This is a genomic window from Streptomyces sp. NPDC088194 (assembly GCF_040702025.1).
Taxonomy (GTDB): Bacteria; Actinomycetota; Actinomycetes; order Streptomycetales; family Streptomycetaceae; genus Actinacidiphila.
Genome location: NZ_JBFBIV010000012.1, coordinates 122,844 through 147,404 on the forward strand (window position 1 = coordinate 122,844; position 24,561 = coordinate 147,404).

12 protein-coding genes are annotated in these 24,561 nt (G+C 73.4%); 8 read left to right on the forward strand and 4 right to left on the reverse strand.

Annotated elements, in window-relative coordinates:
• The first annotated feature begins 831 nt into the window (after positions 1-831).
• The 7 genes from AB0399_RS09305 to AB0399_RS09335 all read left to right on the forward strand — a co-directional run bounded on the left by AB0399_RS09305 (position 832) and on the right by AB0399_RS09335 (position 19,305).
• Positions 832-7,710, forward strand: coding sequence for a glycoside hydrolase domain-containing protein (locus tag AB0399_RS09305; protein WP_366410827.1), 6,879 nt, complete (start codon positions 832-834; stop codon positions 7,708-7,710).
• 220 nt (positions 7,711-7,930) lie between these two features.
• Entirely contained in the window at positions 7,931-8,920 is a 990-nt protein-coding gene (locus AB0399_RS09310; protein ID WP_366410828.1) for a hypothetical protein, read from the forward strand.
• A gap of 216 nt (positions 8,921-9,136) precedes the next feature.
• Positions 9,137-10,996 carry an HSP90 family protein gene (locus tag AB0399_RS09315; protein ID WP_366410829.1) on the forward strand — a complete coding sequence of 620 codons (1,860 nt, stop codon included), beginning with the start codon at positions 9,137-9,139 and terminating at the stop codon, positions 10,994-10,996.
• Positions 10,997-10,998: 2 nt separating this feature from the next.
• Positions 10,999-14,082, forward strand: a complete 3,084-nt coding sequence (locus AB0399_RS09320) for a hypothetical protein (RefSeq protein WP_366410830.1) — start codon at positions 10,999-11,001, stop codon at positions 14,080-14,082.
• Between the two features lie 365 nt (positions 14,083-14,447).
• A complete protein-coding gene (locus AB0399_RS09325; RefSeq protein ID WP_366410831.1) occupies positions 14,448-16,763 on the forward strand; it encodes a PQQ-binding-like beta-propeller repeat protein in 2,316 nt (771 codons plus the stop codon).
• Positions 16,764-17,029: 266 nt separating this feature from the next.
• On the forward strand, positions 17,030-18,220 hold the full coding sequence (locus AB0399_RS09330; RefSeq protein WP_366410832.1) for a 4-hydroxybenzoate 3-monooxygenase: 1,191 nt from the start codon (positions 17,030-17,032) through the stop codon (positions 18,218-18,220).
• A gap of 125 nt (positions 18,221-18,345) precedes the next feature.
• Positions 18,346-19,305 (forward strand): LysR family transcriptional regulator, encoded by a 960-nt coding sequence (locus AB0399_RS09335; RefSeq protein ID WP_329363182.1) that lies wholly within the window; start codon positions 18,346-18,348, stop codon positions 19,303-19,305.
• Between the two features lie 36 nt (positions 19,306-19,341).
• On the opposite strand, the gene AB0399_RS09340 is transcribed toward AB0399_RS09335, so the two are convergent.
• From AB0399_RS09340 to AB0399_RS09350, 3 genes are all read right to left on the reverse strand, one after another.
• Entirely contained in the window at positions 19,342-20,046 is a 705-nt protein-coding gene (locus tag AB0399_RS09340) for a GntR family transcriptional regulator (RefSeq protein WP_366410833.1), read from the reverse strand.
• A 39-nt stretch (positions 20,047-20,085) separates the two neighbouring features.
• Positions 20,086-21,189 (reverse strand): phosphotransferase, encoded by a 1,104-nt coding sequence (locus AB0399_RS09345; RefSeq protein ID WP_366410834.1) that lies wholly within the window; start codon positions 21,187-21,189, stop codon positions 20,086-20,088.
• A 187-nt stretch (positions 21,190-21,376) separates the two neighbouring features.
• Positions 21,377-22,240: a helix-turn-helix transcriptional regulator gene (locus tag AB0399_RS09350; RefSeq protein WP_329363187.1), complete on the reverse strand. Its 864-nt coding sequence runs from the start codon at positions 22,238-22,240 to the stop codon at positions 21,377-21,379.
• Between the two features lie 101 nt (positions 22,241-22,341).
• Between AB0399_RS09350 and AB0399_RS09355 the strand changes: the two genes are divergently transcribed.
• The gene (locus AB0399_RS09355; protein ID WP_366410835.1) at positions 22,342-23,103 is read left to right on the forward strand and encodes an SDR family NAD(P)-dependent oxidoreductase; all 762 of its coding nucleotides are present in this window, start codon (positions 22,342-22,344) and stop codon (positions 23,101-23,103) included.
• 521 nt (positions 23,104-23,624) lie between these two features.
• Here AB0399_RS09355 and AB0399_RS09360 read toward each other — a convergent pair.
• Positions 23,625-24,561: ROK family protein (locus AB0399_RS09360; protein WP_366410836.1), on the reverse strand; the 937-nt coding region annotated here is incomplete at its 5' end.

Sequence of the window (24,561 nt, forward strand, 5' to 3'; positions counted from 1 at the left end):
TCGTATCCCGCATCCCCCGCCGGCGCCTCACCGGGCACGACATCCGAAGGGCGCCGCGGTTCGGCGGATTCCTGGGACGAGCAGCGGGCGTACGGGCGGGCGGTGGAGGCGGTGATCCGGGGGATGCCGGCGGTCATCCTCGACCGCTCCTGGACCGGACCGCCCGACCTCGAACACCTCCCGTGAAGCCCTGACCACGCCACGCCACCCGGAAACGCACCTTCGGACATCACCCACCGCTCGCGTTCGCTGCCGCGCCTGGAGGGTTGCGACCCCGACCAGCAAGGCGCGTGGTGCAGTGGTCCCGGTTCCGGTCTCATTCAGCCGTGTCCTGCGCCGTCCGCCACCCGCCTCGGCATCCGTTCTGTCGCAGGTCAAGATGCCCCTGCCCCCCGGGTACGGCCTCGCGACCCGTCGGTGGACGACGTCAGCCGACGCGGTCCGGGGCCGCCGCGGCAGCCACCCGTGGCCGGTTCGCCTCGATCACCCGGATCGCTCCTGCCGATCACACTCCCGAGCGGCTCCCCGAACCGGTCAATACGGTCACCGTGTGGTGACGCGGACACGCGGCGCCGGCCCGCCGCGGGTCCCAGGACGCCCGCCCCCCGCACGACCGGGCACCGGCTGTGCGGACTCCGTTTATCCGCCGTACGCCTTCTCCGTGTCTGATGACTGACGTCCACGAACGCAGCGGGGTACCGTACCCCGCATATCCACTGCCATCTCGTTCCGCATGAACCGGAGTTGGCGGCCGACAACGTTGTCAGCCGTCCCTTTGAGCATGAGCTCCGACCGGGACATGCGTGCGTGCCGCACCGCCGGAGAGGCGCCATGCCCGTCAGATCTCATCCCCCCTTGCCACCCACGACGTTGACGAGAACCGAGCGCCGGCGGCGACGGCCCCTGCGCGCGGCGGTCGCCGCGCTGGTCGCCGGCACCCTCGGCCTCGCCGCACTCGCGGGTGCCGGAACCGCCGCCGCGTCGCCCGCGACGTCCGCCACGTCCTCCGGCACGTCCGGCGGCACGGACTACACGAAGCTCGTCGACCCGTTCGTGTCGACGGCCGGCGACGACGGCAACGACCTGCCGGGCGCCGAGGCGCCGCACAGCCTCGCCAAGGTCAACCCGATGACCACGCCGGACCGCAACCACTCCGGTTATGACTACAACGAGGACCACATCGCGGGGTTCACCGCCACGGACCTCGACGGTGTCGGCGGCTCGGGCGGCGGCGGCGACCTGCTGGTCGTCCCGACGTCCGTGCGGTACGGCAAGCGCCCCGCGCCCGGCACGTACGCGCACCCCTACCGGCATGACGACGAGAGCGCGTCGCCCGGCTCCTACCAGGTCGGGCTCGGGTCCGTCTCGGGGACCGACACGTCGGTGACGCAGGACGCCGGGACGATCGACGCCGAGATGACCGCGACGACGCGCACGGCGCTCGAACGGTACGACTTCCCCGCCGGGTCGGCCCCCGAACTCGTCCTCGACCTCGCGAACAACTACACCAGCCGCACGCGCGCGACGATGAAGGCGACCACCCTCGCGGACGGGACCACCCGGATCACCGGGCTCATCGCGGGTTCGTTCAACGGCGCCGCGTACCGGATGTACTACGCCGCCACCACGAACGCCCCCGTCACCTCGCTGAAGAGCTGGGGCGACGACGGCACGCTGGGCGACGCGACGGCGCAGGACGGCACCGACACCGGCGCCGTCCTCGGCTTCGACCCGTCGGCGGGCCACGACGTCGAGTTGCGCATCACGCTCTCGCCGATCAGCGCGGACCAGGCCGTCACCGACCAGCAGAACGAGGTGGGCGGCCTCACCTTCGACCAGGCGCGGGCCCGGACCAAGGCCGACTGGAACAGCACGCTCGGCGCCGTGGCCGTGCACTCCTCCGCGACGTCCGACCCCAAGTCGACGCTCACCAAGGAGTTCTACACGCACCTGTACCGGATGTACGGGCTACCGGTGAACGCCACCAGCACCAGCGGGACGTACCGCGGTGTCGACGGCGCGGTGCACCGGACGAACGGGTTCACGTACTACGACGGCTGGTCCACCTGGGACGACTTCCGCAAGTACTCCGTCGAGGCGTACGTCGACCCGGCCACCTACCGGGACATGGTGCAGTCGCTCATCGAGCTCTTCGCCGACGCGCACACCTCCGGCAAGAGCCTCGGCAGCCTCACCCAGTCGGTCCCGACCGTGCGCTGGGAGCGCTCGGCGGTGGTGATCGCCGACGCGCTGTCGAAGGGGTACAAGAACTTCGACCGGCTGGACGAGGCGTACCCGGCGCTGCTGTCGTACGCCGGCTACTACACGGGAGCGCAACTGCGCCAGGGGTACGTCAGCGGTGACCCCGGTACGACCGTGCAGCGCGGCTACGACCAGTGGGCGCTGTCCATCATCGCCGGCGCGCTCGGCAAGGACGCGGACGCGAAGAAGCTGCGTACCCAGTCGACCATGGCCATCGACCACCTGGTGAAGTCCGGCGCCTGGACCGCGGCCGACGGCACCCAGGTCGGCCTGCTCACCCCGCGCGCGTCCGGCGGCGACTGGCAGAGCGCGGACTACGAGAAGTTCGAGGCGGCCGGCCTCTACCAGGGCACGCTCTGGCAGTACAACTGGTACGACGCCTACGACATGGGCGGCCTGATCAAGGCCATGGGCGGCGCGAAGGCGGGGAAGGCCGCCGTGGAGCACATGTTCGGCGTGGACTCCGCCGCCGACGACGGCTCCACGATGCTGCACTCCAACGCCAACGAGATCGACCTGCAGGCCCCGTACCTGTTCAACTACGTCGGCGAGCCCAGCCAGACGCAGAAGTGGGTCCGCTCCATCTACACCGGCACCACCTGGAACCGCTACATCGCGACCGGCTCCACCAACGAAGCCCCCAGCTCGGGCGGCGAGTTCACCCCGCCGATCGACACCCAGGTCTACAAGCTCGCCCCGGACGGCTTCCTGCCGACCATGGACAACGACGCGGGCACCATGTCGACGATGTTCGTGGCCGCGGCGCTGGGCCTGTTCCCGGTGACGGCCGGCTCCAGCCAGTTCCAGATCGGCAGCCCGTTCTTCGACTCCACGACGATCACCTACGCGAACGGCAGCACGTTCACGGTGAAGGCCGACGGGGTGTCGCCGAGCAACTACTACGTGCAGAGCGCGACCCTCAACGGCTCGCGGTTCAACGACACCTGGCTCGACTACGCGCAGATCATCGCCGGCGGCACCCTGGACTTCACCATGGGCGCCAAGCCCTCCCGGTGGGGCGCCGACACGAAGCCCGCGTACTCGCTGGACACCGACACCGGCGCCACGGGAGGCGGCGGAACCGACCGGGGCACCACCGTGGTCTCCGCCCGTCCGGGCACCGTGGCCACCGCCGCGGACGGCACCGTCAAGGGCAGCGTGCAGCTCACCCTGTCCGGTCCGGCGTCGTTCGCCGCCCGCAAGGGAACCAGCCTCACCCGCGGCAAGGCGGCGACGGTGACCGGCCTGCCGGCCGGTGTCAGCGCCGATCTGAAGGTCAGCGGCGCGCACACGGCGACGCTGTCGCTCACCGGCACCACGAAGGTCGACGCGCGCTTCGGCATCACCTTCACCGACGCGGCCTTCGCCCGCGGCGCGCACGCCTCCACGGTGACCGGCACCGGGGTCTCCGCGACCGACCCGCTCGTCATCTCCGCCGCCGCGGTGTACCGCGCGTCCCTGGGCACGCTCATCGACCAGGCGTCCGAGGTCCGCAGCGCCAACTACTCCGACGGCTCCTGGACCCTGTTCCAGTCGGCGCTCCAGCGCGCCAGGACCGTCCTCGCGGACACCGCGTCGGGGACCGGCACCCTCATGGCGGCGCAGGACGCGCTGGCGTCCGCGGCCGGCGCGCTCACCATCGACGAGGGCGGCTACGCCGTCCTTCAGGCCGAGAGCCCCGACCAGAAGGACGGCCCCAGCCTGGTGAGCGAGGCGTACTACTCCGACGGCGACCTCGGTGGCGTCACCGACGGGGCCTGGGAGCAGTACGGCAAGCTCGACTTCGGCGGGGTCGCGCCGCGCAGCGTGTCGGTGCGCTACGCCAACGCGCAGGCCGCGAACGCGAAGCCGAGCAGCGTCGACATCCACGCCGGACCCGCCGACGGGCCGATCGTCGGCACCGTCACGCTGCCCGGAACCGGCGGCTGGCAGTACTACACCACGGTGCAGGCCGACATCACCGACCCCGACCTGCTGCTGAGCGCGTCGGCCGCGACGTTCGTCTTCCACGCCCCGTCCGGGCAGCAGTGGGTGTCGAACTTCGACTGGTACCAGTTCTCGCCGAACGCGGTCACGTCGTCGCCGACGACCACGCTCGCCACGCTGACCGCGCCGAGCGCCACCTCCACCGGTGCCGGCTCGCTCCCGCTCAGCCTCGGCAACGGCATCTTCGAGAACGTCACGAACGGCGCGTGGGCCGAGTGGCACGGCACGGACCTCGGCGACGGCGCCGACACCGTGACCGTCAGCTACGACAAGCCCCGGTCGAGGGCCGCGTCGGACTCCCACATCGAGCTGCACCTCGCCGCGAAGGACGGCGACCGAAGCGTCGACATCCCGCTGGACTACACCGGTTCGGGCTGGGGCACCGTCTCCACCACCTCCGTGCGGCTCGACCCGAGCGTCTTCACCGGCGTCCAGGACGTGTACGCGGACTTCGTCTCCGGCACCCAGACCTCCGACCAGCCGTACGTGGCCAACGTCTACGCGCTGACCCTGACGCGGACCGCCGACGCCCCGGTGGGCTTCGACGCCACGGCGTTCACCACCAGCAGCGGCGGCACCCTCAAGAGCGAGCCGGCCGGCTGGAGCGACGCGGGCTCGGCCACCGACCTCGGCGGCACCTACGACGGCGCCTGGCTGGCATACGGGGACATCGACTTCGGTGCCTCCGCGAAGACCACCGCCACGATCACCTACGCCAACAACTCCGCGCGCTGCGGCACCGGTTCGGCCGTCGAGCTCTACCTCGACGCCTTCGACCCGGCCGCCCCGGGCACGCCGTACGCGACCATCCCGCTGCCGGTCACCGGAAGCGCGTGGTCGTCAGGGGGGACGACGAGCCTCACGCTCCCCACCTCGATCACCGGCACGCACGCCGTCCACCTGCGGCTGACCACGACCGCAGACGCCGCGCACCCGTACGTCGCGAACCTGGGCCGGGTCACCTTCAGCCACGTGGACGCGCCCGCCGCCACGGACACCTCCGCGCTGCGGAAGGCGATCGACCAGTACGCGGGGCTCGCCGGCGACGCGGCGCGCTACGACCCGATCGACTTCGCCGTGTTCACCCGTGAACTCGCCGCCGCCCGCGACCTGGTGGCCGCCGACGGCGCGACCCAGCTCGAAGTCGACACCCAGACCCGCACGTTGACCCTCGCCGCCGACCAGCTGGTCCCGCTGCCGCGGCTGAAACTGGAGGACCTGGTCACGACCGCGTCGGCGCTCACCGACGCGCGCTACACCGACTCGTCGTGGCAGGCGTTCGGCACGGCGCTCGCCGCGGCGAAGACCGCGGTCGCGGACACCGAGGCCACCGACGCGACGCTCACCGCGCGCTACACGGCCCTGCGGAAGGCCCAGGCCGCGCTCACCACGAAGCCCAGGACGGTGCCCGCCGCGCCCGCCGCGGTGTCGGCGACGTCGTCCGGCACGAGCGTGACCGTCGTCTGGTCCGCGCCCGGGGACACCGGCGGCTCGCCGGTCACCGGGTACCGGGTCAGCCTCGACGACGGGCACCAGATCGCGATCAAGGACCCGGACAGCCGGAGCACCACCTTCACCTGGCTGACGGGCGACCGCTCCTACCGGGCGCGGGTCCAGGCGGTGAACGCGGTCGGCGCCTCGGCCAAGAGCCCCGACACGGCACCCGTGGTGACCGGCGGCGGCAAGCCGCGGCAGCCGACCGTGACGAGCGTGGTCACCGACGGCAGGCAGGTCCGCGTGACCTGGCTGCCGGCCGGCGACAGCGGGTTCCCGGTCATCGGCTACACCGTGACCCTCGACGACGGCACCACGGCGCACGTGCCCGGCACGGCGACCACGGCGCTGCTGACCGCCAGGAAGAAGGCGAAGGCGCACACGGCGACGGTGACCGCGGTCACCCTGGCCGGGACCTCGGACGACGCCACGGCGCCGTCGGCCGGCCCCTCCGCCACGGACGCCGCGGCCACGGACGGCGACGGCTCCGACCCGTCGTCGTACACGCCCTCCCCCTTCCCCTCCGACACCCTCAACGCCGACTACTCCTCCGACGCGTGGCCGAGCACCGACGACGGGAGCGACTACTTCAACGACCTGCTCGGCGGCATCAAGGACCTGCACTCCGACATCCTCGGCGCCAACTCCAAGGTGGCCGAGGGCAGTTCGCTGACCGCCGAGAACGACACGATCGCGGTGGGCATCAACAACGCCGCCACGCAGGCCCAGGTGGACCGGGCCGAGACCGACGCGAACAACAGCCCCACCGTCACGATGGCCGACGGCCTCGGGTCGCGGCTCGGCAAGATCTACAGCGACGCCCTGAGCAGCGGCAACCTGCCGAAGACCAACGCCCTGTTCGGCCGGGTCACCCAGGGCATCGACACCCACGACGCGGCGAAGAACTACTACGACTACCTGCGCCCGTACGTGCGGCTCGGGTTCGTCGGCGACGGCGGGGACATCTACGAGTCGCAGGACGGTTCGTACAGCAGCCTCGCCACCAGCGGCTCCTACCCGAGCGGCCACACCTACGGCGGCTACGAGGCGGGCACCATCCTCGCCACGCTGCTGCCGGAGCTGGCACCGTCGATCCTGGCGCGCACCTCGGAGTACGGGAACAACCGCATCGTCCTCGGGTTCCACTACCCGCTCGACGTCATGGGCGGCCGCATCACCGGGCAGGCCACCGTCGCGCACCGGTGGGCGGACCCCGACTTCGCGAAGCTGCTGACGCAGGCGCACACCGAGATCGAGAACGTGCTGCTCGCGCAGTGCGAGAAGGAGGGGTACGGCGACACGCTCGCGGCCTGCGAGGGCGACACGTACGACGGGCTGAGCACGGCGCAGGACGTCAACGTGTACACGCAGCGCCTGAGTTACGGGTTCTCGCGGACGGGCAAGGCCGGGCAGCCGCTGAAGGTGCCGTCCGACGCGGCGGCCCTGCTGGTGACGGCCTTCCCGCAGCTCGACACCGAGCAGCGCACCGAGATCCTGGAGCAGACCGCGACGGACTCCGGGAACCCGCTCGACCTCACCGCCGACGGCGGGGCGAGCTGGGAGCGGATCAACCTGGCGGCGGCGATGACGGCGCACGTCGTCGTCAACGCCGACGGGTCGGTCACGGTGACGAACATCGCGGACGCCACCAAGGCCGCCGTCGCGGACGCCGGCGCCATCACGGTGGGCGGGGTCGCGATCGACGGGTTCGACCCGGAGGTCTCCACGTACCTGGTCGACTGGCCGAAGAACGTGAAGCTCCCGTCCGTCACGGCCGTACCGGCCCAGTCCGGTGCCCGGGTGAAGGTCACCGACGGCAGCCCGGTCCTCACCTCGACCGGTTCCCGGATCACCACCCGCACCATCGAGGTCACCTCGGCCGACGGCACGGTCACCCGGACCTACACGGTCGGCTTCCAGCCGACGGCCCGGGATCACCGCCCCTCCGCCGCGGGCGGCAAGGGGTAAGGCCAGGGAGCGAGGACCACGGGGTACGGCACAGCGTCACCGCGGCCCCTCCGGGCGACCGTCACGGTCCCCGGAGGGGCCGCCCGTATTCCCGGGCGGGCGGCGGCGGTCGGGCGGTGCCGGGCGAGACCGGGGCGGGGTGAAGGATCTGGGGAGACAGTGTCGGTGCGACCACATATCCTGCACCGGACGATCACGCGGGACCAGGGGAGGGCGCGGCATGTTCGGCAAGCTGTGGGGTCGGGGTGGCCGGGAGAGACCGGAGGCGGACCCGTACGCCCTGCCGGTCCCGCGCCGGCAGAAGGACGGGACGTACACGCTGCGCGCGCTGGGGGACACGCGGGTGCTCGCCCTGACCGACGCGGTGCGGGCGGACGACTGGGCGGCGTTCACCATGGCGCTCGCCCCCTTCGACCTCGGTCGCGACCACCACGTCCTCAGCGAACTCGCGGAGTTGGGGGGCGTGCAGAACTGGATCGTCGAAGCCGCCGAGGGCAAGGAGGAGTACCGCGCCACGGCCCTGCTGGTGGCCGGGGCGCGCAACATCGCCTGGGGCTGGGAGGCCCGCACCCGCGCGTCGGCCAAGAACGTCACGCGGGAGCAGTGGCGGCTCTTCCACGAGCGGCTCGAAGTCGCCGAGGAGCAGTTGCTCGAAGCCGCCGAACTGCGGCCGGAATGGAGCACGCCGTGGTCCCGCCTGCTCACCTCCGGGCGCGGCATGTCGCTGGGCGACACCGTCAACGAGACCCGGCTGGCCGCGGCGCTGCGCCGTGACCCGCTGGACCTGGCGGCGCACCACGAGTGGGTGTCCTACCTCCAGCCCCGGTGGAGCGGTGAGCCGGGGCAGGCGCTGGCCTTCGCCCGGGAGAGCCTCACGCGCGCGCCGCAGGGACACCGGCTCGGCTGCGTGATCGCCTGCGCGCACATCGAGGACTGGGTCGAGTCGGACGACGGGAAGTGCCTCGAAACACCCGTTATCCAGGCCGAGTTGAGGGCGGCGGCCGAGCACAGCATCCTCCACCCCGACTACGTGCGGGTGCCGGGCTGGCAGCACGACTTCAGCCTGTTCGCGATGGCCCTGGCCCTGGCGGGTGAACGCCGTACGGCCCGGCGCGTCTTCGGCGCGCTCGACGGCGCCTTCACCGAGCGGCCCTGGTCGTATCTCTCCCAGCCCGAGAAGCAGTTCGCCCGCTTCCGCAGCCGCGTCTGAGCCGGCAGCCGTCCGAGCCGGCAGCGGGTCCGAGCGCGACCGGCACCTCGCCGGGCCCGCACCCGCCGCCGGCCTTCCACGGCCCGGCCCGCGCGGACCCGACCCCGGCCCGCCGCTCACCCGCCGCTCACCCGGCACCCAACTGCCGTTCACCCGCCGCCCCTCCGCCGCTCCCCCGCCGCCCATCCGCCACCCCTTCGCACCCCGGACTGCCCGATGACTCCGCACGACGACAACACCGCGCCCACCGCCGCGCCCGCCTCCGCCGACCGCACCTTCCAGGTGGACCTGCGCGGACTGGTCGACCTCCTCTCCCACCACCTCTACTCCAGCCCCCGCGTCTACCTGCGTGAACTCCTGCAGAACGCGGTGGACGCGCTGACCGCCCGGCAACTCCTCGAACCCGACGCGTTCTCCGCGGACTTCGGCATCCGCCTGTACGCCGACGGCTCGTCGGTGCGCGTGGAGGACGACGGTGTCGGGCTCACCGAAGCCGACGTCCACGCCTTCCTCTCCACCATCGGCCGCAGCAGCAAGCGCGCCGAGCGGATCGCCGAGCAACGCGCCGACTTCATCGGCCAGTTCGGCATCGGCCTGCTCTCCTGCTTCCTGGTCGCCGACGAGATCCACGTCCTCAGCCGCTCCGCCCGCACCCCCGACGCGCCCGCGGTGGAATGGCGGGGACACGGCGACGGCAGCTACACCGTCCGCACCCTGCCCGCCTCCGCCCGTCCCCGGCCCGGCACCACCGTCCGGCTGACGCCGCGCCCCGACGCCGGCGAGTGGACCCGGCCGTCCCAAGTACACCTGCTGGCACGGCACTTCGGCTCGCTGCTGCGGCACCCGGTGACCTTCGACGACGGCACCGGCGGCCCGGGCGCCCCCGTCAATCGCGAGCCCGCGCCCTGGGCGGCCACGTACCCCACCCCGGGCGCCCGTTCCCGCGCACTCGCCGCCTACGGCGAGCAGGTCTTCGGCTTCACGCCCCTGGACACCATCGAGCTGGACCTGCCGGCCGTGGGCCTGAAGGGCATCGCGTGCGTGCTGCCCGACGCGGTGCCGGCCGGGCGCCGCCACGGCCACCGGGTACACGTCAAGGGCATGCTGCTGTCGGACCAGGCCGAGGAGATCCTGCCCGACTGGGCGTTCTTCGTCCGCTGCGTCGTCGACGCCGAGAGCCTGCGCCCGACCGCCTCCCGCGAGTCGCTGTACGAGGACGAGACCCTCGCCGCCGTCCGCGACGCCCTCGCGGAGCGGCTGCGCGCGTGGATCGCCCGGGCCGCCGCGAGCGACCCGGACCTGCTGGCCCGCTTCCTCCAGGCGCACCACCTGGCCGTGAAGTCGCTCGCGGTGCACGACGACGAGATCCTGCGGATGCTGCTGCCGTGGCTGCCCTTCGAGACCACCGACGGGCACACCACCCTCGACGAGTTCGCCCGCACCCACCCGACCGTGCTGGTCACCTCCAGCGTGGAGGAGTTCCGGCAGGTCGCCGCGATCGCCTCGGCCGCCGGCCTCGGCGTCGTCAACGGCGGCTACACCTACGACCGCCAACTCGTCCACCGGCTGCCCGAGGTCAGGCCCGGGACCAGCGTCGCCGATCTCGACCCGGCCACGCTCACCGCCCACCTCGACCCGGTGGACCGGGAGACGGAACTGGCCGCCTCGGCCTATCTCGCGCTGGCCCGCGACGCCCTCGCCGTCTTCGACTGCGACGTCGCGCTGCGCACGTTCCAGCCCGCCTCCGCCCCCGCGCTCCTCGTCGACAGCCGGGAGGCCCGGCACGAGCGCACCCGCTCCCAGCTCGCCCGCGAGCAGGAGGGCGGCCTGTGGGGCGACATCCTCGGCGCGCTGCGCCACGAGGCGCCACGGGCCCAGCTGATCCTCAACCAGCTCAACCCGCTGGTCCGCACCGCCGTCGCCATCGACGAGCCCGAGCTCGCCCGCACCAGCGCCGAGGCCCTCTACGGGCAGGCCGCACTGCTGTCCCGGCGCCCGCTCAGGCCCGCCGAGTCGAGCCTGATCAACCGCTCCTTCCTCGACCTTCTCGCCCACGCCCTGCGCAAGGACAGCTGACGATGCCGACCGCACCCCTGACCACCGACGAGCTGTACCAGGCGCTGAGCGACAACGAGCAGCGCCCGTTCGGACGGGACCGCACCGTCGTCGCGGAGGAACTCGCCGAGGTCGCCGAGCAGTTCGACGACCCCACCACGCTCATCCACGCCCTGCTCGAACTCCACAAGGCGTACACCTACGGCTCGGAACCGCGGAAGTCGCCCGTGGTCTTCGCCCGCCTGCTCACCCTCTTCGACGAGCAGCCCGACCTCTTCGACGAGCGGCTGCGCCAGCAGCTGTTCTGGCGGTTCAAGTGGGTGGCCAACGCCCTGCTCCAGCTCCCCGAGATCCCGCTGGCGAGCCTCCGGCAGTGGCTGACCGAGATGCGCGACCGGTACCAGAAGGCCGGTCTCGGCCTCCAGCCGTACTACGGGCAGGCGTACCAGCTCGCCCACCACGTCGGCGAGGGCACCGCCCCGGCCTACGAGCTGTGGGCCGCCCGCGCCCGCACCCGGCTCAGCGACTGCGAGGCGTGCGAGATCTGCGCGCGTGCCCTGTACCGCCTCACCGCGGGCGACGACGAGCAGGCACTGGACCTCTGGGAGCCGGTGCTGGCCGGCAAGTCGTCCTGCCAGGAGGAGCCGGCCCGCTCCATCTCGTACGCGCTGGCGGCCCTGGTCCGTACCGGCCGCGCCGACCGCGCCCGGGAGCTGCACCTGACCGGATACCGGGGCTGCCGCCGCAACGCCTCGATGGCCGCGGAGGTGGGCCGGCACCTGGAGTTCTGCGCGCTGACCGGCAACGAGGCGCGCGGCCTGGAACTGCTCGCCGAGAACCGCCGGCTGTTCGACGAGGTGGAGTCGCCGCTGGAGACCTACGACTTCCTCACCGGCGTCGAGGTCCTCCTCCAGCGGGTCGAACGGCTCGGCCACGGCGACCTGCCCGCGGCCGGGTACGCGGGCCGCACCTGGTCGGTCACCGACCTGCGTGCCGAGATACGGGACCGCGCCGACGACCTCGCAAGCCGTTTCGACGCCCGCAACGGGACCACGGCGCACACCGATCGCCGTCGCGCCCGCCTGGACCAGGCGCCCCTGCTGGACGCGCTGGAGCTCACCCTGCGCAGCCGCCGCCTCGACGACGCGGTGGCGCCGGCCGCCCCGGTCACCGCCACCCCCGCCACGGCGGCGCCCCTCCCCGAGTCCCTGACCGAACTCATCCTGCGGGCAAGGGACTTGGAGCAGCAGGGGCACCCGGACGGGGACGCCTGCTGGGCCCGGCTGCGGACGCTCACCGCCGCCCCGGACTACGCCCACCCCGACGACCCGGCCGTCGGCCCGTTCGCGCGGCTGCGCGCCGACCTTCTCGCCGACGAGGCGAGCCGGGCCCACCAGAAGGACGAGCACAGCACCGCCGTCCCCCTCTACACGCAGGCGGCGGCCCTCTACGACGAGGCCGGGGAGCGGGGCTACGCGGTGCTCGCCCGCGGCTGTGCCCTGCTCGCCGAGGCCGAGAAGCCCGCGGACGCGGAGCGCGGCGGCGGCGCCGAAGCCACTGACGCGGCAGACGCGGCGGACAGCGCGGACGACACGAGCGGCGCGGACACGGCAGACGCGACGGACAGCGCGGACGACACGAGCGGCGCGGACACGGCAGACAGCGCGGACGACGCGCGGAAGGCGGAGGCCGCCGAGGCCAAGGCGGCCGCACTGGGCGAGGTCCACGCCACGCTGGTCCGTATGCAGGAAGGCACGCCCGACCTCGCCCCGTACCTGGCGGCCCGCCTGCTGCGGCTTCGGGCCACCGCGCTGGGCCTGCGGTTCCAGGAGTCGCGGAGCCAGGAGCACGCCGAACCGGTCCTCGCCGCGACGGACCTGCTGCAGGAGTTCGCCACCCGGCACGACCTGGCCGGCCAGATCTCCGGCGCCCGCCTGCTGCGGACCAGTACCCACGCCATCCGCGGCGACCTGCCCGCCGCCCTTACCGAGATCGACGGCCTCCTCGACCTCCTGGCAGAGCACGGCCCCGCCTGGCACCTGCCCCGCACCCTCGGGCTCCGCGCCCGCCTCCACCTCGGCCTGCGGGACGCGAAGGCCGCGCACGCCGACCTGACCGAGGCCCTGCGGCTGGCCGCCGGCTGGCCCGCCGGAGCGGCACCCACCGCCCGCCTGCACGCGGACCTCGCCGAAGCGTGCATGCGGCTGGACCGGCCCGACGAGGCGCTGCGCCACCTGACCCGCTCGGCGGAGCTGGACCTGCGCGCGGGCAGCCGGGTCGACGCCTTCTGCACCTACAGCAACGCCGCCCAGCTGAGCCTGGAACTCGGCCGCGTCGAGGACAGCATCGCCCTGCTCGACTCCGTCCTGGCCGAGCCGGACGCCGCCGCCGGGGAACTCGACGACCGGCTGCTCGCACAACTGCGGCTGACCCGCGCCCGCGCGCTGCACGCGGGGGAAGACCTCAAGGCCGCCACGGCGGAGTTCGTCGCGCTCGCCGCCGAGTCGGCCGGATGGGACGACGACCGCGGCAGCCACGCCATGATCGCCGCCGAGACAGCCGTGCTCCTCGCCGAGGCGGGCGAGTTCGGCCCGGCGCGCCGGGCGGTGGACCAGGCGATCGCCGCCCACGCCCGAGCCCCCCGCTACGAGCAGCTCAGCAACGCCCTGCGGGAGGTCGCCCGCCTCCGGGGCGAGCAGGACGGCCCCGACGGCCTCCAGGACGCCCTCGCCTTCCTCGCCGACGCCGGCCTGGTCGCCGACGAGGCCCGCGAGGCCGGCTTCGCGCCGCGCGGCCGCTCCCTGGACACCGCGCTCGCCTACGAGTACGGCCGGGTCAACGCGTACGCAGGTGCGTACGACGACGCCGTGGCCGCGCTGGACCGGGCGCTCGACCTGCTCGGCGAGGCGGCGGCCGGGGACGACCGCGTCGACGAGTGGACCGAGTGCGTCCGGCTGGCGGGCGTCGTGGAGGGTATCCACCTCAAGCGCACCGCCGCCGCCCTCGCCCGGCTGGACGCGGCGGTCGCCCACCTGACCTCCCTGGACCGCCCCAAGGAGGCCGACAAGCTCGCCTCGCTGGCGTCCCGGCTGCGCGACGGCAGGTAGCAGGGTACGGGCGGTTGCCGGGGCCGCGGCCCGGACCGGGTGGCGCGGGGTCACTCCACGCGGGCGCGTATCCAACGCGCTTGTCCAGGGCGGGTGTCCAAGGGGGTCGGCCGCTGCCGGCGCCGCTCGATCTGTACGGTGGGAACGGACGTGTCCGGCGGCACCACCTGATCGGTCCTGCTCGGCGTACCTGACAGTCGCCGAGCAGGACTCCCCCGGAACCGGGCTGGCGACGAAGCACGCCCCCGGGCTCCCCGTGCGTCACCCGCTTTGGCCTGCCGCACCACACTGCGGCTAGTTTGTGTGCAGGACAGGTACGCGGGCCCGTGATGGCGGAGACACACGGGGACAGGAGGACGGGAAGAGTGTCGCTGCGCGGAGGGGACCCAGCCGAGATCGGCGGCTATCCGCTTGAGGCACGCCTCGGCTCGGGTGGCATGGGCACGGTCTTCCTGGCCCGGACGAGTTCGGGGCGGGCCGTGGCGATCAAGCTGATCCACCAGCAGTTCGCCGGGGACGAGGAGTTCCGCATCCGGTTCCGGCAGGAGGTGGCGGCGGCGCGGCGGGTCAGCGGCGCGTTCACCGCCGCCGTGGTCGACGCCGACACCGAGGACGAGCAGCCGTGGATGGCGACGACCTACATCGAGGGGCACACGCTCGCCCAGCACATCGCCGCGAAGGGCCCGCTGGACGGTGCGGAGCTGAGAAGGCTCGCCATCGGGCTGGCGGAGGCGCTGCGCGACATCCACCGGGTGGGTGTCGTCCACCGTGACCTCAAGCCCTCGAACGTCGTGCTCTCCCCCGAGGGCCCGCGCGTCATCGACTTCGGCATCTCGCGCGCCGTCGACCAGCAGACGCTGACCATGACCGGGCGGGTCATCGGCACGCCGCCGTTCATGTCGCCGGAGCAGCTCCAGGCGCCGCGTGGCGTGGGACCGCGGTCCGACGTCTTCTCGCTGGGGACGCTGCTGGTGTACGCGGCCACGGGCCACGGTCCCTTCGACGCGGACAGCCCCTACATGACGGCGTACCAGGTGGTGCACGAGGAGCCGTCGCTGGATGCCGTACCGGCGGCCTTGCGCGCGGTCGTCGAGTCGTGCCTGGACAAGGAGCCCGAGGGGCGCCCCTCGGCGGACGAACTCCTCGTGCTGCTCCGGGATCTGCCGGTCGACCTCGGCGGGACCGAGCCGAGCGGCATCGGCGCGGGCCGCACCCGCGACGTGATCACCCAGCATCACCTCGCGACACCGCCCACCCCGGCGCCGAACGCCTCGACACCGAACGTCTCGGCGCCGAGCTCCCCGACGCCGAACGCCTCAGTGCCGAACCCCCCGGCCGGTTCCGGCACCGAGGACACCGAAGCCCCCACCGGCCGCCGTCTGCGCGGCCGTTGGCGTCCGGTGCTCGCGGCCGCGGTCGCGGTGGCGGCGATCGGCGGGGGGATCGCCGCGCTCCAGGCGGGCGGCCTCGGCGGGAACAGCGGCGGCGACCAGGGCAAGAACGTCGGCGACAAGGTCACCGGCGTCGCGGCGCCGGTCGGCTCGCTTCCGGACGGCTTCGCGCCGTGGCACATGACCGTGCGCGGCGGCGCGGGCATCCCCGACGAGCTGCGGTGCGTCACGCACGGCGACGCGGTGTACTGCGGGGGCGGCGGTGTGCTCGCGACCCGGATCAGGGCCGCGGACGGCTCGCGGGTGTGGACGGTGAAGAGCCCGGGCGTGCCCTCCCAGGGCATGCACATGGTCGGCGCCACCGACGACACGGTGATCGGTTACCGCCTCGCCGCCGAGGACGCCCCGCAGGACCCGCCCACCGAGGTGGTGGCCGTCGACGCGAACAGCGGCCGGGAGCTGTGGTCCGTCGCGTCGGGCGACCAGTCGGCGGCCGTCACGTCGCGGACCGAGGAGGCCCTCGTGTTCGGCTCCGCCGTGGTGACGGTCAACGCGGCCGACACCCGCCTGGAAGCCCGGGACGCGCACAGCGGTCACGTGCTGTGGAGGACCCCGTTCCCCGCGGACCGGCAGTGCTCTCCCGTCCTGGCGGGCGCGCGGCTCCTCGCGATGTGCGCGACGCGTGCGGAGGTGGACGACCTGGATGTGCGCCACCCCACCCTGTACACGGTCGACCGCGTTTCGGGGAAGCTGGGCAGGCCCCTCGCGATCGACGTGAAGGCCCCCGCCGTGCCGGTAGGCGTCGCCGACGGCAAGCTCGTACTCCTCCAGGAGCACATGTCGGGACCGGCGCCGGCCGGCTACGACAGGGTGGTGCGGGTGGACCCTGTCGCGCGGACGGTCACCTACACCCCGCTGGCCAAGGTGTACGAGGGGACGCCCGGCATGGCGGGCGGCACCGTCTACGTGAGCGGGCAGACCGGTCTCGTCACCGCGCTCGACCCCCTGACCGGCCGGAAGAAGTGGTCGCGGCAGACTGCCGTGGAGGGCGCGTCGGGGCCGGTCGCCGGAGCCGGTGCGCTGTACTTCAGCTCGGCCACCGGCCGGGTGGTCGCGCTGTCCCCGGCCGACGGCAGGACCCTCTGGACCACGGACCCGCGGGCCGACGGTCTGACCGGCGAGCAGGGCGCGAGCCCGCGCGTGGCCCTCGCCGGGCGTGAGGTGATCGTGGCCGCGGCCGACAACACCCTCTTCGCCTTCGACGCGCAGAAGCCGCCGAAGTCGGACTGACGGTCCCGCCAGCGGCCGACGGCCGACGGCCGACCGCCACCCGCCGACCGCAACCCGCCGACCGCAACCACTGACCTCCTCCCGCCGGCCCGACGGGCCCGCTCCTTGCCCTGCCCGGCACCGAACGGGGGACGGAGGGGCACGATCGGCGTGACAGCCGGGCTCGGGCCACGCCCGCCGGTTACCGTTGGGGAGAGCTTCACCGAAATCGCTCGCCGTGAGCGGCGAACGTACCCCGTGGTGAGCCGAGTTGGGGGGAAACAGGCATGCTCGCGTCCAGGGACGCCCAGGTGGTGGTGGTCGGTGCCGGACCCGCGGGGCTGGTGCTCGGCAACCTGCTGCGGGCGGCGGGCGTCACGTGCGTGATCGTGGAGCGGCAGAGCCGCGCGCACGTGGAACGGCGGGCCCGGGCGGGGTTCCTGGCGCCCCACAGCGTCCGCGTCCTGGAGGAGAACGGGCTCGCCGCGGGGTTGCGGGCCCGGGGGGAGCGCCATGACACGTGTGCCTTCCGCGGCGAGCACGGGCAGTTCGAGCTGAACTACGGAGCGCTGGGGCACCGTCAGCCGCTGACGGTCTACCCGCAGCAGGACCTGGTCGCCGACCTGATCACCGCGTTCCTGGACCGCGGCGGCGAGATCCGCTTCGACACGGCGGTGACCGGGCTGCACGGCATCGACACCGACCGGCCGTCGGTGGACTGCGCCGGTCCCGACGGGACGGCCTACCGGCTGTCCGGGGCGTACCTGGCCGGGTGCGACGGCCGGCACGGCGTCGCCCGGCGTGCGCTGCCCGCCGGCGCGGCCCGCGAGTACCGGCGGTATCACGGCGTGACCTGGCTGGCGATCCTGGCGCAGGCGCCGCCGAGCATGGCCGCGGTGACCTACGCCGTGCACGACCGCGGGTTCGCCGGCCACATGGCACGCAGCTCCACGGTCACCCGCTACTACCTCCAGGTGCCGCGCGGCGAGGACCCCGAGGAGTGGGGCGAGCGGCGGATCTGGGACGAACTGGCCCTCAGGATGCGCACCGCGCAGTACGAGCCCCTGCACGAGGGGCCGATCCTGGAGCGGACCACCGTGGACCTGAGCTCCGAGGTGCGTGAACCCCTCCAGCACGGGCGGCTGTTCCTGGCCGGCGACGCCGCCGCCCTGATCAGCCCGTCCGCCGCCAAGGGCGCCAACCTCGCCATCATGGCAGCGGACACGCTGGCCAGGGCGCTCGTCGACGCGCTGGTCAGGGACGACCCGGGCGGGCTCGCCCGGTACTCGGGGGACTGCCTGCCGCGCCTGTGGCACGCCCAGGAGTTCTCGCACTGGATGATCAACCTTCTGCACGGCCCTGCCGGCGACGACGACGAAGCCGTCTTCCAGCGCGCGCTGCAACGCGCGCGGCTGACGAGCCTGCGGGATCTGCGCAGCCACCAGGACTACTTCGCCGAGAACTACGTCGGCATCTGAACCTCCCGCCCCGACCGCTTCCTCCGCCAACCGGCTCCCGGCCCGCAGCGGAACCTCCAAAACCCAAGATCGGCCGTAAAATTGGCACATTCCTGAGAGACCTGGGGCGGGGGGTGTGCCGGCTGATGGAACTCGAACTCCGACACCTGCGGATGCTGTGCACGATCGCCGACACGATGAGTCTCGGCAGGACCGCCACCGTCCTGGGGTGCTCGCAGCCCGCGGTCAGCAACCAGCTGAAGCGCATCGAGCGGCTGATGGGCGAGGACCTGTTCGTCAGGGGCAGTTCCGGGGTGACCCCGACGGGCTTCGGGGTCGAGGTGGTGGTGCAGGCGCGCGAGGTGGTGGCGCTGGCCGACGCGATCGGGCGGCGGTCCACCGCCGGCCGGCCCGGGGCCGGCCGGGTGCTCCGGCTGGCCGCGACGAACACGCCCGTCCTGCCCGGCATGCTGCAACGGGCGCGCGCCGTCCTGCCGACCCTCGCCGCGCAGGTGAGCAGCGTGTACTCCTCGGCCGAGATCGTCGAGCTGATCGAGGACGGCAAGGTGGACGTCGGCGTCGCGGTCGACTACCCGGGACGCGAGTTGGCGCACTCCGCGGCCCTGGCCCGCCGAGGGATCGTCACCGAGCCCAGCTTCGTGGCCCTGCCCACCACGCACCCGGCCCGCGGCCGGCTGGACGTGCCGCTGCTCGAACTCGCCGGGGACGCCTGGTTTTTGACCCCTGACGACGGTGCCGGCTGGCCCGGTGTCTGCTACGACGCCTTCCGGGCGGCCGGCTTCACCCCGCCCACGGTGCATGAATTCCTCGGCGACCGGGACGAGTTGCAGCGGATGATCGCGGACGGGCTGGGGATCTCCATCGTCCAGGCGACGTGCCGGCCGATTCCCGGGGTGATCGTCAAGCCCCTGGTCGGCACGCCCCTGTGGTGCCGCTACGTACTGGTGTGGCATCGCGAGCGGGTGTCCGGCGAGGTCGCGGAGACCCTCTTCCGCGCGGCCCTGGCCGCCTACGAGGAACTCATCGCCCGGGCGCCGCACTTCCAGGCGTGGGCCGCCCGCCACTACCGGACCCCGCGGACGTGAGGCAGCCCCGGCGCGTGCCGGAGCCCCGTCGTGCGGTCAGCTCGCGCCGCGGTCCGGCCCGGCGGACGGGGCCCCTTCCGGGGTGTCGGCCCACAGGGAGCGGACGTTGCCGAGGTGGCGCCGCATGCACGCCTGCGCGCCCTCGACGTCCCCGGCGATCATGAGGTCGAGCAGTTCGAGGTGCTCCTCGGCGGACTCCACCAGGCGGCCCTTCGCGTCCAGCGCGGTGAGCCCGTACAGCCGCGAGCGCTTGCGGAGGTCGCCCACCACCTGGACGAGGTGGGCGTTGCCGGCAAGGCCCAGCAACCCGAGGTGGAAGCGCCGGTCGGCCTCCAGGTACGCGATCAGGTCATGCCGCCGGGCACCCTGGACGACCTCCTCGGCCAGCGGGCGCAGCGCCTCCAACTGCTCGGCGCCGGCCACGGCCGTGACACGTCCGATCGTCGGAACCTCGATCAGCTCGCGGATCTCGGTGTACTCGTCCAGTTCCCGCTCGGTGACCTCGGTGATCCGGAAACCCTTGTTCCGCACCGCCTCGACCAGCCCCTCCCGGGCCAGATCGAGCATCGCCTCCCGCACCGGCGTGGCCGACACCCCGAGATCGACGGCAAGGGTCGGCGCGGAATACACCACACCGGGCCGCAGCTCCCCCGCGACGAGCGCGGCACGCAGAGCGTTGGCCACCTGGTCCCGTAGGTTCTCCCGCACCGGAATGGCACTGCGAGACGACAGATGACCCATGACCGACCCTCCCACGCACGTGACCGCCAGAATACAATGTCACGTTGCCCTCAGCCCACTGCCATCCCGGGCGGCCACTCCCGCCGCGGGTGCCCAGGACAGGGCGCGCAGGCATCCCGAGCGGATGTCGTCGAGGTGTGCGGAGAGTTCTCCCGGGTTCTCGCTGTGGAAGCCCTGGCGTACCGCCGTCAGGCCGGGGCCGAGACGGAGGTGCAGTCCCCAGGTGAGGTGGGCGGTGGCGAAGCCCAGGGCGGCGGGGTGGCGCAGTTCGGTGCCGGCCAGGTCGCTGAGGGCTCGGCCGTACTCCTCAAGGAGGGCCTGCTCGTCCAGCTCGCCGTGGCCGCCGAAGACGCGGTAGAGGGAGACGAAGGTGCCCAGGTCGAAGCCCACCGGCCCGACGCCGACGTGTTCCCAGTCGATGAGGACGAGGGCACCGTCCGTGTCCAGGCCGGCGTTGCGTGGCGTGAGATCGCCGTGCACGAGAGTGCTGGGCAGCGTGGCGGCGCGCGAGTTCAGCTCCGCGGCCGCGTCCAGGCAGGTGTGCAGGGCGTCGATCTGCCTGCGAGTGAACAGCGCCTTGAGCCGCGGCTCGTGGGCAAGGGCGTCGAGGTTGTCGTGACCGGCCGGAACGTGGTGGGTGTACGCGGCATGGCCGTCGCGCTCCAGCCAGGGGGCGTCGAGGAGGCCGGGGTCCGAGGCCCCTGGGACGTACAGCAGCGCGGTGCGCAGCGCGGCCGTCGTGGCGGCGGCGGGAGTCCAGGGCCGGTGCAAGGCGGCACCGATGTCGCGCATCACCATCCACACGCGCCCGTCGTGCCGCACCACGGTCGCGTCCGGCGGTGTGGCCAGGCCGCGGGGCAGCGCAGCGGGAATGCCGCTGCGAAAGAAGCGGGCTTCTCGGCGGTCCAGTCGGCCATCACGCGAGTCGAGCAGGGACCGGTGGCCCCCACCCGGGATCTTGACGATCCACCGGGACGGGCGACCGTCCGGAGCCGCGGTGCTCACCCCGAGGACCGCTGCCTGTCCCAGCCCCGGCGACAGGTCCCGCACCGAGAGCACCCGCGTTCCGGCTGCCCACGAGCCCTCATGGGATGCCAGGACGGCCTCGATCGTGCCGGCGTCGGGCAGGCCACGGTCGGTCATCCGCTTCCTTCCCGCCGGACGCCGAGTGCCGTGCGGACGCCGAGTGCGGTGCGAACGCCGAGTGCCGTGCGGACGACAGCCGCATGCGTCCGATCCGACGGCGGCGTCACGCACCGAGGCCGGCGGCGCGGGAAGGCGACGACCGGCCGGTCGCGTCCGTCGCTCGACCGGTACCTCCTCGATCGGTTCATCGGACCGGTTCGGTTCGCATCGCCTGCGTGCCCACGACGGTCAGCAGCGCGAGCTTCTCGGCGGTGTCGGTCCCGGCGCGCGGGGTGAACCAGAGCAACCGCTGGCGGCTGTCCTCGCTGAAGAGGCTGAGGCAGTCGAGGTCGAGCATGCCGACGGTGGGGTGGACGATCCGCTTGCGCTCGTCTCTGCGCACCTCCACGTCCTGGTCGGCCCAAAGCGCCTGGAACTCCGGCGACTGCTGCAGCAGCTCGTCCACCAGGTCGGTCGCCTCGGCGTCGCCCGGGCTGCGTCGCCCGACTGCCGCGCGCAGGTCGGCGACGAACGAGCGTGACTGCGGGGCGAGGTCCTCCTGCGGGTAGATCCGCCGCGCGGCCGGGTCGGTGAACCACCGGTAGATGAAGCTCGCCGCGCGGCCGTGGTGCGCGGACAGGTCGCCGAGCATCGCGAGGGCGAGCGGGTTCTGGACCAGGACGGTGTGCAGGTCGGTGCTCACCATCGCCGGGGTCCCGTCGATTCGGGTCAGCAGGTCGAGCATCGCGGGGTGGACGTGCGACGCCGTCCCGCCCTGGGGCGGGATCGGGCGGTTCGCCAACCGGTACAGATGGTCGCGCTCGTCGCGGCTGAGGCGCAGGGCGCGGGCGAGCGCGGCGAGCATCTGGTCGGAGGGCTGCGACCCGGCGCCGCGCTCGAGCTCGGTGTAGTACTCCACCGAGGCACCGGCCAGCACGGCGACCTCGTCGCGACGCAGACCGGGGACGCGGCGCCGCGGGCCGGGCGCGAGCCCGACCTCCTCGGGGCGAATCCGCTCGCGTCGCGAACGCAGGAAGCCGCCGAGTTCGGAGTACCTCGTGTTCGACATGGGCCCAGCCTCCCTGAGCTGCGCCGCCGGCGCCAGGGGATGCCGTCCCCACCTTCGGAAGCAACTGTCACGGGCCCGCGCCGCGCCACACAGTGGACGCCATGAACGCCTCACTCACTGACACACCCACCGGCTCCGGCGCCGCGCCGGTCGCTGGAAAGACGGTCCTGATCACCGGTGGCACGAGCGGGATCGGCGCCGCGACCGCTCGGCTCCTGCTCGCGCGCGGCCACCGGGTCGCCGTCACCGGGCGCGATCCTGGTCGGCTCAAGACCTTCCTCGACGAGGTCGGCCACGCGGACCGCGTCCTGGGCCTGGTGGCAGATGCCTCCGACTGGGACGCCACGAACACGGTGGTCACCAGCACGGTGGAGCACTTCGGGTCGCTCGACGCGGCGATCGCGAACGCGGGCGGCGCGTCCGCGGATCACTTCCGGACGGGCAGTGCCGGCGTCGTCGACGACGGCGATCCGGAGCTGTGGGCTCCGATGGTGCTCGCCAACGTGCTCGGCCCGGCTCTGCTGGCCAGGGCGGCCCTGCCCCACCTCGAACGGTCCCGCGGCCGGCTGGTGCTCCTCGGCAGCGTGGCCGGGATCAAGAACAGCCCGGGGAACCTCTACTCCGCCACGAAGTGGGCGGTGGTCGGCTTCGCCGAGAACCTCCGCCTGCACGCCACGACCCGCGGCATCGGAGTCACGGTCGTGAACCCAGGCATGATCGACACCGCGTTCTGGCACGGCCAGGCTCCCCCCATCGCGATGAGCCCGGATTCCGTGGCCGAGGCGATCGGCTTCGCGCTCGACCAGCCGGCCGGCGTCGACCTCAACACGGTGACGATCCGTCCGATCGGCCAGCCCGTCTGACACCGGGCGTGCAGCGTGCCCGCTGGTGCACCACCCTCGTGTCAGCGATCTTCGACGGACCGCTGACGCACCCGAGGCGCTGCCGGGCCATCGCCCTGCTCGCCCGCCCCCTCTGCCGCGCCCTCTCCACGGGGGCCCGGCAGAGGGGGGCGCGCCGGTGGCCGGAAAAAGATCGAGGCCGCCCGATGCCATCGATCAAGCATGTCCTTTCCTCCCGAAAGCCCTCCATGCGAAGGGAGCGAAGGGCGGACGACCTGTGCGGCCCCGGACGAGGTCGCCGGGGCCCTCGCGCCCCACACGCCACGCACGGTCACGGGCGATGCCCCACACCCGCACGGGCTTCCCGCGCCGTTCCCCCCGCACAACGCCGTACGGGCTTCCCGCGCCGTTCCCCCCGCACAACGCCGCGCGCACCCCCACCGGACTCGCGGCGCGGCAACACCGGCCGCACGCGCCCCCTCGCCCGGCCCACCCCGGCCCCGTGGAGGCGGTAGCCACTGCCGCGGCCCCCTCCCCCCGGCTCACCCCGCCGCACCCCCCGCCCGCACCGCCGCCGCCGTCGCCATCGCCCCCAGCAACTCCGCACGCTGCCCCAGCAACCCGCTCCGCACGCTGACCGCCTGCGCGCTGGCGGGCTGCGCGTAGCGGTCGACGGACTCGCGGACGCCCGCCACCAACGGGGCCCCCGCCGTGCCCAGTTCACCGCCGAGCACGATCGCCGCCGGGTTGAGGCAGTTGACCAGGTCGGCCAGCACCCGCCCGATGGTGCGCCCGGCGTCCGTGACCACGCGGGCCGCCGCCGAGTTGGGAGCCAGCTCGGCCAGCGGCGGGAGCACCGTCGAGACGTCCCCCGCCCCGGTCTTGAGCACGTGCGTGAGCTGGCGCCGCACCTCGGTGATGGACACCACCGTCTCCAGGCAGCCGCGGCTGCCGCACCGGCACCAACTCGTCGCGCCCGGCAACTGGGTGTGGCCGATCTCGCCCGCGATGCCCGTCGATCCCCGGTAGGTGCGGCCGGCCAGCACGATGCCGGCGCCGATGCCGTGCGACGCCTTGATGTAGAGGAAGTCGTCGAGCCCCCGCCCCGCGCCGAAGGCCCGCTCCCCCCGCGCGCCCATGTCCGCGTCGTTGCCCACGCTGACCGGATGCCCGAGCCTGCGGCCGAGCTCGTCGGCGGGATCGAGGCCGACCCAGTCCGAGAGGATCGTGGGCGCCCGGACCACCTGGGTCCGTACGTCGAGCGGCCCGGGGATGCCCGCGGCGATGCCCAGCACCCGGTCCAGCCGCTGGCCGGCCGCTTCCAGGGCCTGGTGGACCAGGCCGGCCGCGGAGTCGAGCGCGTCGTTGGGCCGCCCGTCCACGTCGAGTTCGTCGGTGCGCTCCGCCAGGATCTCCCCGGCCGCGGTGGCCACCGCGGCCGTGATGTGCGCGTGCCCGAAGTCGATGCCGACCACCACC